This is a genomic window from Microbacterium istanbulense (assembly GCF_037204145.1).
Lineage (GTDB): Bacteria > Actinomycetota > Actinomycetes > Actinomycetales > Microbacteriaceae > Microbacterium > Microbacterium istanbulense.
Genome location: NZ_JBBDGN010000001.1, coordinates 604587 through 615870, shown reverse-complemented (window position 1 = coordinate 615870; position 11284 = coordinate 604587). Strand labels below are relative to the sequence as shown.

The 11284-nt window shown below is 68.7% G+C and carries 9 protein-coding genes; 6 read left to right on the top strand and 3 right to left on the bottom strand.

Features of this window, described 5'->3' with window-relative positions; all coding sequences use genetic code 11:
* The first annotated feature begins 970 nt into the window (after positions 1-970).
* The 4 genes from WDU93_RS03000 (at position 971) to WDU93_RS02985 (ending at position 4697) form a co-directional block, all read left to right on the top strand.
* Complete coding sequence (locus WDU93_RS03000) at positions 971-1867, top strand: ParA family protein (protein ID WP_337317255.1); 897 nt, start codon at positions 971-973, stop codon at positions 1865-1867.
* A complete protein-coding gene (locus WDU93_RS02995) occupies positions 1867-2835 on the top strand; it encodes a ParB/RepB/Spo0J family partition protein (RefSeq protein ID WP_337317253.1) in 969 nt (322 codons plus the stop codon). Before WDU93_RS03000 ends, WDU93_RS02995 begins: the two co-directional genes overlap by 1 nt.
* A 77-nt stretch (positions 2836-2912) precedes the next feature.
* Positions 2913-4355, top strand: a complete 1443-nt coding sequence (locus WDU93_RS02990) for a sugar porter family MFS transporter (protein ID WP_337317251.1) — start codon at positions 2913-2915, stop codon at positions 4353-4355.
* 9 nt (positions 4356-4364) lie between these two features.
* Positions 4365-4697: a tryptophan synthase subunit alpha gene (locus tag WDU93_RS02985; RefSeq protein ID WP_337317249.1), complete on the top strand. Its 333-nt coding sequence runs from the start codon at positions 4365-4367 to the stop codon at positions 4695-4697.
* Positions 4698-4919: 222 nt separating this feature from the next.
* On the opposite strand, the gene trxA is transcribed toward WDU93_RS02985, so the two are convergent.
* The 3 genes from trxA to WDU93_RS02970 all read right to left on the bottom strand — a co-directional run bounded on the left by trxA (position 4920) and on the right by WDU93_RS02970 (position 8443).
* Entirely contained in the window at positions 4920-5243 is a 324-nt protein-coding gene (gene trxA, locus WDU93_RS02980) for a thioredoxin (protein WP_337317247.1), read from the bottom strand.
* Between the two features lie 70 nt (positions 5244-5313).
* Positions 5314-6288: a thioredoxin-disulfide reductase gene (gene trxB, locus WDU93_RS02975; RefSeq protein WP_337317245.1), complete on the bottom strand. Its 975-nt coding sequence runs from the start codon at positions 6286-6288 to the stop codon at positions 5314-5316.
* Positions 6289-6349: 61 nt separating this feature from the next.
* On the bottom strand, positions 6350-8443 hold the full coding sequence (locus WDU93_RS02970) for a DUF6049 family protein (RefSeq protein ID WP_337317243.1): 2094 nt from the start codon (positions 8441-8443) through the stop codon (positions 6350-6352).
* Between the two features lie 86 nt (positions 8444-8529).
* On the opposite strand from WDU93_RS02970, the gene WDU93_RS02965 reads away from it, so the two are divergent.
* Positions 8530-10053, top strand: a complete 1524-nt coding sequence (locus tag WDU93_RS02965) for a DUF7059 domain-containing protein (RefSeq protein WP_337317240.1) — start codon at positions 8530-8532, stop codon at positions 10051-10053.
* A 29-nt stretch (positions 10054-10082) separates the two neighbouring features.
* A complete protein-coding gene (locus WDU93_RS02960) occupies positions 10083-11138 on the top strand; it encodes an LLM class flavin-dependent oxidoreductase (protein WP_337317238.1) in 1056 nt (351 codons plus the stop codon).
* Positions 11139-11284: the final 146 nt, after the last annotated feature.

Genomic DNA, 11284 nt, shown 5'->3' with positions numbered 1-11284 from the left:
CCTAGCCGGCGTCTGGTGAAGGATGGGATGCGAGGCGCCTCTACTTCCGGGCGCATTGGAACTGCGGAGCCGGGTTGACCTGTGTTTGTGAGCGACGCCCACGTGAGCGTGTGGGTAGATCCGTTCGACGACCGAGTTGCGTGCCGATAGCCGTTGCCGGCGACGGATGATGTTTCACGTGAAACGTGCATTGCTATGGCCTCGCGCGGCTGTACGTGATTGATGGGTCTTTCGGCTCCTGGCAGACGATAGTGCTCGGCACGTGGCCCGGGTTTGCAGACTCGGCGCTCAGGGGAGAGGGCGATCGGACGCGGCATGGGCGGGGCGGGACCCTTCGACAGGCTCAGGGGCCCATGTGCCGGGGCCCTTCGTCTCGCTGGGTTCGCTCAGGGACCGTGCGATCGTTGGCCGGTCGTCTCGCTGTGCGCGCTGAGACGCCAGGGGAGACGGGTGGCCCTTCGGCAGGCTCAGGGTCCCAAATATGGCTGGCCCTTCGTCTCGCTGCGCTCGCTCAGGGACCGTGTGGGTATTGATCCTTCGTCTCGCTGCGCTCGCTCAGGGACCGTGCGATCGTTGGCCGGTCGTCTCGCTGTGCGTCCAGGGATCGGGGAGCGGGGCGGGGCCCTTCGACACGCTCAGGGACCCATGTGTGGGTGACCCTTCGTCTCGCTGCGCTCGCTCAGGGACCGTGCCTGCCCCCTTCGTCTTGCTGCGCTCGCTCAGGGACCCATGTACGGAGGGCCCCTTCGTCTCGCTGCGCTCGCTCAGGGACCGGGCGATGGGTGGCCGCTGTGCTCGTTCGGGGACTGGGGAGCAATGGTGAGGCCTTCGACAGACGCAGGGAGCCAGGGGAAAGCTGGTCCGAGTCGTCGGATGTCGGTACACCCGATTAGAGTGGAACGCGGCCCGGAAGGAGTGGATGTTTCACGTGAAACAGTCCGAACAGGCATCTATGCGCGACGATCTCGGGATGGACACCCCCCTCGCACGCGAACTCGCTGATCTCTCCGTGCGCCGCCGCGCTCTGGAGAACGTCAACGTCTCCTTCACCGGCGACACCCGCGTGCTCACGGTCTCGAACCAGAAGGGCGGTGTCGGCAAGACGACCAGCGCGGTCAACATCGCCGCGGCGCTCGCTCAACTCGGCGCGAAGGTCCTTGTGATCGACCTCGACCCGCAGGGCAACGCGTCCACCGCTCTCGGCGTTACCCACACCGCCGACACTCCGAGCATCTACGATGTGCTCATCAACGACCTCCCCTTCGAGGAGATCGTGCAGCAGAGCCCCGAATCCCCGAATCTGGCCGCCGCACCCAGCACCATTCACCTCGCCGGCGCCGAAATCGAGCTCGTCTCACAGGTCGCCCGCGAATTCCGGCTCCGCCGCTCCCTGGAGACCTACCTCAGCACCCACCCGACCGATGTCGTCATCATTGACTGCCCTCCGTCGCTCGGTCTCCTCACGATCAACGCCTTCACGGCGGCATCCGAGGTATTCATCCCGATCCAGTGCGAGTACTACGCACTCGAGGGCTTGAGCCAGCTCCTCGGCAGCATCCAGATGATCCAGAAGCACCTCAACCCCGAGCTGCACCTGTCGACCATCCTCCTCACCATGTACGACGGCCGCACGCGCCTGGCGCAGCAGGTCGCTGACGAGGTGCGTACGCACTTCCCGCAGCAGGTGCTCGACACCGTCATCCCCCGATCGGTCCGCGTTTCCGAGGCCCCGAGCTTCGGCCAGACCGTCATCACCTACGACGGCACGTCTGCCGGTGCGGTCGCCTACCGCGAAGCAGCTGTCGAGATCGCCCGTCGCGCCACCCGCGACGAGGCGGCGCAAGAGAACCAGAAGAAGGAGAACTGATGGCCAAGCGAACAGGACTCGGTCGGGGGATCGGGGCACTGATCCCGACGGCAGACCAGGCCGAGCGCCCGGTCGACGTGTTCTTCCCCGGCGCTCCGCGCCCCCAAGCGGATGCCCCGGCCCCGGCATCGGCAGAGACGGATGCCGAGAACCTGGCATCCGTCCCCGGCATCCACCTCATCCAGGTCGACCCGCAGGCCATCGTGCCCAACCCGCGCCAGCCGCGCACGCACTTCAACGAGGAAGACCTCGCGGAGCTCGTGCACTCGGTGCGGGAGTTCGGCGTGCTGCAGCCCGTCGTCGTCCGTCGTAACGGTGACGGTGCCTACGAGCTCATCATGGGTGAGCGCCGTACGCGTGCCGCCCGCGCGGCCGGACTCGACGCGATCCCCGCGATCGTGCGTGACACCGCCGACGAAGACCTGCTGCGTGACGCCCTGCTCGAGAACCTGCACCGCTCCGAGCTGAACCCGCTCGAAGAGGCATCCGCCTACCAGCAGCTGCTCGAGGACTTCGGTATCACGCAGGAGGAGCTCGCCACCCGCATCGGCCGCTCCCGCCCGCAGATCAGCAACACGATCCGCCTGCTGAAGCTCCCCGTGCCCGTGCAGCAACGCGTCGCCGCCGGCGTCCTGACGGCCGGCCACGCCCGCGCCATCCTCAGCGTCGACGACCCCGAGGCCATGCAGCGCCTGGCAGACAAGGTCATAAACGAAGACCTCTCCGTGCGCGCCACCGAAGAAGCAGCCAAGGCTCAGCCCGCCGCCGGCAAGAGCCCCAAGCCCACCCCCGGAGCCCGCCGCGCCTACCTCGACGAGGTGGCGCTCAAGCTCGGAGACCGGCTGAACACCCGTGTGCGGATCGGTCTTGGGGCACGGAAGGGCCAGGTCGTGATCGATTTTGCGTCCATCCAGGACCTCAACCGCATCCTGGAGGAGCTGGGGGAGTCGGGCTACGGCAACAGTTGAGCCGCGCCTGAGAAAACCCTGACAGAACCAGCGCCCATGGCCTAGACTCGCGCGTACTCAGCGACGAGGGGGGCGCCATGTCACAGATGCCAGCGGCTATCAAAGGCCGCGTGATCGCGATCAGTATCGCAGCCGCGATGGGAGGTTTCCTGTTCGGGTTCGATACCGCCGTCATCAACGGCGCGGTCGATGCCCTCGCAGGCGACGTCTCCGGCTTCGATCTCAATGTCGGGTTGAAGGGCTTCGCCGTCTCTTCAGCCCTGATCGGCTGCGCGGTGGGTGCCTGGTTCGCCGGCCCACTGGCCAACAAGTACGGGCGCGTGCCGGTGATGGTCATCTCCGCCGCGCTGTTCCTCATCTCGGCGGTGGGTTCCGGCCTCGCCTTCGGCGTCATCGACCTCATCGTCTGGCGCGTTGTCGGCGGCCTGGGGGTCGGCGCAGCATCCGTCATCGCCCCGGCCTACATCGCCGAGGTGTCGCCGGCGAAGATCAGAGGCCGGCTCGGTTCGCTGCAGCAGCTCGCGATCGTGACCGGCATCTTCGTGGCGCTGCTCTCGGATGCCCTCCTCGCGAACATCGCCGGAGGCGCGGCCCAGCCCCTGTGGGGTCTGGATGCATGGCGCTGGATGTTCATCGCCGAGGCGATCCCCGCCGTCGTCTACGGCATCCTCGCGCTGCGACTGCCGGAATCGCCGCGCTATCTCGTCGCCAAGGGCGACATCAAAGCCGCCACCGAGGTGCTCACCACGGTCACCGGCGAAGTCAACGTCGACGCGAAGATCAAAGAGATCACCGGCACCATCCACACCGAGCGCAGCGAGTCGCTCTCCGATCTGCGCGGTCACCGTTTCGGCCTGAAGCCCATCGTGTGGGTGGGCATTCTGCTGTCGGTGTTCCAGCAGTTCGTCGGCATCAACGTGATCTTCTACTATTCGACGACACTCTGGCAGTCGGTCGGCTTCGACGAGTCCGACGCCCTCACCATCACGGTGATCACCTCGGTGACCAACATCGTCGTGACGATCGTCGCGATCCTACTCGTCGACAAGGTCGGCCGCCGCATCATGCTGCTGGTGGGCTCGATCGGCATGGCGGTGACGTTGGGACTGATGGCTCTCGCGTTCTCGTACGGCACCTTGGATGCCGCAGGGGCCGTCACCCTGCCGGATCCGTGGGCGACCATCGCGCTGATCTGCGCGAACGCGTTCGTGGTGTTCTTCGGGGCGACGTGGGGTCCGCTGGTCTGGGTGCTGCTGGGGGAGATGTTCCCGAACAGCATCCGTGCCGGCGCGCTGGCGGTCGCCGCGGCCGCACAGTGGGCGGCGAACTTCTTCATCTCCACGACCTTCCCGGCGTTCGCCGAGATCGGACTCACCTTCGCATACAGCTTCTACGCGTTCTTCGCGCTGTTGTCGTTCTTCTTCGTGCTGCGCTTCGTGCCGGAGACGAAGGGTCGAGAGCTCGAGGAGATGACCGAGGAAGTGATCGTGCAGCGCCGCGGCCGTCCCGCACGCACGTAGGCTGGAGGTATGAACGATTCCGTCCCCCGTCGCGCGAGCCTGGAAGTGTTGCGCGCCGAGGCGTCGGACGAGCTGGCGGTGCTGATTCAGGAGCGCCTGCGCGGCGGCGAAGACCCGTGGGACTTCATGGAAGACCTGCCGAGCATCGACGAACTGGTCGTGTACCTATTGCGCGCCGACAACATCGCCGCGAACGACGGAGTGCGCCCCAGCGCTGCGCGCAACTACCGTGTGCTGCGCCAGATCGCCTTGGAGTACCCCGAGCTCACGCCCGCCGTCTGGGGGCTGTTGGGTGAGCAGCGCCACCGCCGCTGGGATCCGCGGGTCGCCGACGCCTCCTGAGGCGCCCTTCGTCTCGCTGACGCTCGCTCAGGGACCGGCGGGCACGCGCCCTTCGTCTCGCTGACGCTCGCTCAGGGACCCGGGGGCACGCGCCCTTCGTCTCGCTGCGCTCGCTCAGGAACCGGGGCAGGGGACGCCCTTCGGCTCGCTCAGGGACCGGGAGGCGGATACGAACAAAGCCCGCCACCGCGGAGGTGACGGGCTTTGCAGAAAGTCGCGGGATCAGCCGATGAAGGCGGCGAGGTCCTGCTCGAGGGCGAACTTCGGCTTGGCGCCGATGATGGTCGTCTTGACCTCTCCGCCCTGGAAGACCTTCATCGCCGGAATCGACGTGATCTGGTACTTCATGGCCAGCTCAGGATTCTCGTCGACGTTGAGCTTGAGGATCGTGATCTTGTCGGGGTTCTCCGACTGGATCTCATCCAGCACGGGCGCGACCATGCGGCACGGACCGCACCACGCCGCCCAGAAATCGACCAGCACCGGTCCCTCGGCCTGCAGGACATCCTGCTCCCAGGTGGCCTGGCTCGTTGCCTTGGCAGTCATCTGTTCTCTCCTTGTTCGAGGTCGTCGCCCGATACAACAGCGGCGGCCGGTGAAGTGTTCCCTCTAGGTCTCAGCCGACGATGATCTCGGCTGCTTCTGCGGCCGGCATTTCCACACTGGCATCCTCTAGGTCGGCGAGGAAGTGCTCTGCGTCGAGCGCCGCGACCGTGCCGGATCCGGCGGCGGTGATCGCCTGCCGGTAGGTGGGGTCGATCACGTCGCCGGCGGCGAAGACGCCCGGCTTCGAGGTGCGGGACGACCGCCCGTCGACCCAGATGGTGCCGGCGTCGGTGAGCTCGAGCTGCTCGTGCACGAGGTGGGTGCGCGGGTCGTTGCCGATCGCGATGAACAGACCGTCCAGGGGCAGGTCGCTGAGCGTGCCGTCGACCGTGTTGCGCAGCTGCACACCGGTGACACTGTCGCCGCCGAGCACCTCGGTGACTTCGCTGTTCCAGATGAACTCGATCTTCTCGTTCGCGAAGGCACGCTCCTGCATGATCTTCGAGGCGCGCAGGCTGTCCTTGCGGTGGATGACGTAGACCTTCGACGCGAAGCGCGTGAGGAAGGTCGCCTCTTCCATCGCCGAGTCGCCGCCGCCGACGACCGCGATGGCCTTCTCGCGGAAGAAGAAGCCGTCGCAGGTGGCGCACCACGAGACGCCGTAGCCGCTGAGGCGCTCCTCGCCGGCGATGTCGAGCTTGCGGTAGGCCGAGCCGGTCGCGTAGATGACCGTCTGCGCCTCGTGCTCTGCGCCGCTGCCGAGCACGACCCGCTTGACGGGACCCTCCAGGTGCAGCGCGGTGACGTCGTCGTACAGGATCTCGGTGCCGAACTTCTCGGCCTGCTCCTGCATCTTGGCCATCAGCTCGGGGCCCTGGATACCCTCGGGGAATCCGGGGAAGTTCTCCACCTCGGTGGTGTTCATCAGCTCGCCGCCGACCTCGACCGAGCTGGCGATGAGGAGGGGCTTCAGGTTCGCCCGCGCCGCGTAGATGGCGGCGGTGAATCCGGCGGGGCCGGAGCCGATGATGATGACCTGACGCATGTGCTCTCCTTGTCGCGGGATCGGTTCACCCGCACCTCGTTCAACCCATGGTAGTCGCGGGCTATTCCGCCTGATCTGTGGGTTCCGTGGGTGCTGCAGCCTCTCGCCGGCGCCGACGCACCGTGCGGAAGATTCCGAGTCCGAGCAGCAGCACGATGACGCCGCCGAGGATGCCGAGGCCGATGCCCTCCCAGTCGGCGCGCACCGTGACATCCGCCGACTGCACCTGCCCGATCGGCACCCCGGTCGGCGAGTACAGACGGAAGTCGACGCGCAGGTCGCCGCTGGCCACGCGCGCCTCCACCGGCACGGTCGCGCGGGTGTTGCTGTCCGCGAGGGCCTCCACCTGCGTGGTGGGCTGCACGTCGAGGCGGGCGTCGCTGGGCTGGGTGGCGAGGGCGACGTTCACCGGCCAGGGCAGGTCATTGCGAATCCACACGGGCAGCGGCGCGGCCGCGGTGAACAGCTGGATGGCGCTGGGCTCCTGGATGCCGACGGCGTTCAGGGTGTCGACCGTGGCGCTGCGGTGTTCGAGAACGCCCGCGGTGAACTCTTCGGCCGGCACACCGACCCCGATCAGCCGCAGCACCTGGATGCGCTCGGGGGTGAGCAGCACGCGGGGCTCGTCGAGGATCGTCGAGAACGACGCGAGGCGCTGTTCGTCGTCGAGCAGGGTGGTGAGGGTAGCGGCGCGGGCCCCGTCCGCCTTGGCGCTGAGGGTGACGGATGCCGTCGCATCCAGGTCGTCGAGGGCGATCGCGGGGCTGGAGATGGCACTGAGCGCCGTGCGCAGCGAGTCGCCCGTCCGCGTCTCGGAGCGATCGAGCCCCAGCAGCACCGGTCCCTCGCCGCCCGTGAGGGCGAGGTGCGCGACGGTCGCGGCGATCTCCCGGTTGCGGGAGGTCTCGTCGCCCTGCTCCGCCGCGGCCGACAGGCGGGCCGAGGCGGCATCCGCCGTGAGCAGCACCCGCTGCTTCTGGACGGCGCCGGCGGCTGGTGCCGCACCGCCGAGCTGCGTGGCGGATGCCGGCAGGATCGTCGTCACCTCACCGTCGAGGTACGACGCAAACGTGCCGAGATCCTCGGCGGTCACGTCGGCCTGCGGCCAGAGCACATCCGTGCGGGCGTCGCGCAGCGCCGTGAGGGCGGCGTCATCCGGCAACATCGGGGCGCTGCCGTCGTCGGCCTCCGGCGTCGGGGTCGGCGTCGGCGTGGGGGTCGGCGTGACGGCGGTGAAGTTCGCGGGGTCGAGGAGTGGCTGCAGGGCGCCGGGGGAGAGCAGGGTGCGCTGCCCGGCATGCGCTTGCACCGCGGCATCCGCATCACCGAACTGCAGCAGGAACCGTTCGTTCGGCATGCCCTCCAGCCGCTCCAGCCAGGCCGTCGCGGTCTCGGGGGCGGCGGTGCCGAGCATCCGGATCGCGGCGACGATCGCGGGGTCGACGCCGATGATCGCCTGCGTGCCGCTGAGCGCGTCGAGCTGCGCGGTGAGCGGGCCATCCTCGGCGGTGAGGGCGGTGAGCTCGTCGGCGGTGAGCAGCGATCCGTCGATCGGGGTCGCGGTGAGCGGCACGAGCACGGCCGCGCGGGGCAGAGCCGCGTCAGGGACGATCACCACGCCGGTGGCGAGATCGACCTCGGGGGTCACCCCGTCGGATTCTCGCGGCGGCACCTCGAGCGTGGCGCGCACGGGGTAGATGCCGGGATCGAGGGTGTCGAGATCGTCGGACTCGGCGGTGACCTCAAGATTCACCGCCTCCCCGGCGCGCACCGTCTCACTGGGAGCGCTGGCGACGGGTTCGAGATCACCGGACGTCACGCCGTCATCGAGCCACCGGTCCACGGCCGCGCTATCGGTGAGCGGCGTGCTTCCCAGCTCGACAGTGACGGTGCCGGCATCGAGCGTCTCGGTCGAGGTGTTCGCGATGCGTACCGACGCCTCGAGCGGCCCCTCCGGGGCGATCTGCCCCGTGGTGCCGACGGCGATCTGCAGGTCGGCGTGGGGAATGGCGTCGTCATCGTCGACGGCGGCGGATGCCGGGACGGCACCGATCCCACACAGGCCGCCGATCAGACCGCCGACGACGAGCGCCGCGGCGAGGCGGCGCTTCAGCCGCTGCGCTCGCGGACGCGGGCAGGTGTCGGTCGCGATCATGGTCTCCGATTCGGCGCGTCCAGGGGGAGTGGCCGGCCTCTGTGATTCTAGGCGGAGGGGGGTCGCGAAGCCTGAAGGCGCGTAGAGTGACCGCCGTGAGCGATCGTCCTCAGCCTCGAACCGACATTCGCCTGGCGCAGCGCCTCGCCGCCGACCTGGACGCGGCCGATCTGAGATCCGAGCCGCTGCGTCGCCTGTGGGGAGAAGAAGCCGACGATGCGCTCGCCCGCGGCATGAGGGAGCCGATCCTCCGGGCGCTCGCCGACCGCGACGATCCGCTGCCGACGCTCGGTCGCCTGTTCGTGCTGGGGATGCCGCAGCCGCTGGCCGCCGTGGAGCGCGCGTTCCCGCGGGTGGGAGTGGACGGCATCCGCGCTCTGGGGCTGGCGCACCTCGACGGTGCGCGGGTGGTGCCGGATGCCATCGTGCGCCCGCAGTCGTTCGTCGACGGTGACGGCGTAGGGGAGTGGTGGATCGCCAGCGACCTCGATGAGGTGGCGTTGGGCACGTCCTTGCCCGCCGACCACGTGTTGGGAGTCGGGGGTGCCTCGCGCACTCTGGCGGAACTGGTGATTCCGGCCTCCGTGGGGCGGGCGCTCGATCTCGGCACCGGATGCGGCATCCAGGCCCTGCTCGTCTCTCGTCACGCCGGCGCCGTCATCGCGACGGATATCTCGGAACGCGCCCTGGCGTTCGCCGAGCTCAACGCGCAGCTGAACGGGGTGTCGAACATCACCTTCCGCCGGGGCAGCATGTTCGAACCGGTCGCGGGCGAGTCGTTCGACCTCATCGTCTCGAACCCGCCGTTCGTGATCACCCCGCGTGTGCAGGGCGTTCCCGAGTACGAGTACCGCGATGGCGGTCTGGTGGGGGATGCCCTCGTGGAGCTGTTCCTGCGCGGCGTGGGAGCGCACCTCGCGCCGGGCGGGGTGGCGCAGCTGCTCGGCAACTGGGAGACGCGGGCCGGCACTCCCGGCCTTGACAGGGTCGACGGCTGGATCGATGCCGACCTGGATGCCTGGGTGGTCGAACGTGAGGCGCTGACGCCCCTCACCTACGCCGAACTGTGGATCCGCGACGGCGGCACGCTGCCGCGCGATGCCGGCTTCACCCCGCTCCTCACCGCCTGGCTCGATGACTTCGCCGGACGCGACGTGTCGGAGATCGGGTTCGGGTACATCCTCGTGCGCCGCCCCGTCGTGCCGACCTCGCGGCACCTGCGCCGCTTCGAGCGGGTCGCGCAACCCGTCTCCGGCCTCGGCCGTGCGTTCGCCGCGGGGCTCGCCGCACATGACCTCTTGGATGCCGGCATCCCGCACACCCTCACGGTCGCCCCCGACGTGACCGAGGCACGCCACCACTTGCCGGGCAGTGAGCACCCCAGCGTGATCGAACTGCGGCAGGGCGGCGGGTTCGCTCGTACGGTGACCGCCGATTCCGCGCTCGCCGCCTTGGTGGGGGCGAGTGACGGTGAACTCTCGGTCACGCAGATCGTCGAGGCGCTGGCGGAGCTGTTCGAGGTGCCGATGGCCGATTTGTGGGCCGACCTCGAGCCCCGTGTGCGGGAGCTCGTGCGCGACGGCCTCCTGGTTCCCTACGCGGCGGAATAGCCGCGCAACTATATGCGTTTGGATAGAACATGAAGGCTTTCGGATTCCTGTCCTTCGGGCACTACGGCGATGTGCCCGGATCGGCGACCCGCACCGCGGGCGACATGCTCAACCAGACGATCGAGATCGCCGAAGGCGCCGACGAGCTCGGCGTGAACGGTGCCTACGTGCGCGTGCACCACTGGGCTCGACAGGCGGCGTCGCCCATGCCGCTGCTGTCGGCGATGGCCGCCCGCACCGAACGCATCGAGGTCGGCACCGGCGTGATCGACATGCGCTACGAGAACCCGTTCCAGTTCGCGGAGGAGGCCGCCGCCCTCGACCTCATCTCTGACGGACGGATCGCGCTGGGCGTGAGCCGTGGCTCACCCGAGACCGCGCTGCGCGGCTACGAGGCGTGGGGCTTCACCGACGCCGAAGACCCCGAGCGCGGCAGTGTGCTCGCCCGCGAGAAGTTCGACGTGTTCCTGCGGGCGATCGACGGCGAGCGGATGGCTCCCGGTGACCCTCGCACGGTCGGGCCCGGGCAGTACCTGGCGATCGAGCCGCAGTCGGCAACCCTGCGCGACCACATCTGGTGGGGTTCGGGGTCGCGCGCGAGCGCGGTGGACACCGGGCGCATGGGCCTGAACATGATGAGCTCGACTCTGGTGACCGAGGCGACCGGTCAGCCGTTCCACGAGCTGCAGCGTGAGCAGATCGACGTGTTCAAGAAGGCCTACCTCGAGGCCGGGCACACGCGGGTGCCGCGGGTGTCGGTGAGCCGCAGCGTCTTCCCGCTCGTCAGCGACATGGACCGCGCCTACTTCGGGCTGCGTTCGGCAGAGGGCGGTGACCAGATCGGCGTGATCGACGGCATGCGCTCCACCTTCGGCAAGACCTACGCGGCCGAGCCCGATGTGCTCATCGAGCAGCTGCGGGCCGACGAGGCCGTGATGGCGGCGGACACGCTCATGCTGACGATCCCCAACCAATTGGGCCCGGAGTACAACCTGCACGTGCTGGAGGCATTCGCCGAGCACGTCGCCCCGGCGCTCGGGTGGAAGCCCAACACCGAGGGCCCCGTGCAGGGCTACCCCCTCTGACCCGGTCCCTGGGTCCCTGAGCCCGTCGAAGGGTCCGAGGGCGTTGGGTCCCTGAGCCTGTCGAAGGGTCGAAGGGCCCACCCCGTCGCGTCCTGGAGGAGCTGACGGCGTGTCGCGGCATCCAACCCCGCGACACGCCGCCGAGC